Annotated in this window: 1 pseudogene; it reads right to left on the minus strand. The window is 64.3% G+C overall.

Going from position 1 to position 255, the window contains the following annotated elements:
• Positions 1 to 149 precede the first annotated feature (149 nt).
• Positions 150 to 255 (minus strand): annotated as a pseudogene (locus tag EOD29_RS33230) (LamB/YcsF family protein); the annotation flags it as partial.

The following is a 255-nucleotide window of genomic DNA, read 5'->3' on the forward strand; positions in this document are numbered from 1 at the left end:
CTTTGGCGGCCAGTTCCCGGGCGCGCTGGGTCATGGCGGCGGATGCGGAGATGGAGACGTTTTTCAGGCGGTCGGCTTTGATGGACATCGGAATGGTCCTTCGATGAGAGATGGGAGTTATGGACCGCCAGCAGGCGATCGGGATTATGTCATTCGGCGAGTTCGGCGGCGGGAGCGAGCGTGGCGCCGGTGGCTTCGATCTCGCCGCGCACGATGCCGGCAAGTTCGAGGGCACCGGGTGTGTCGCTGTGAACG

The organism is Mesorhizobium sp. M1A.T.Ca.IN.004.03.1.1, assembly GCF_003997555.1.
Lineage (GTDB): Bacteria > Pseudomonadota > Alphaproteobacteria > Rhizobiales > Rhizobiaceae > Mesorhizobium.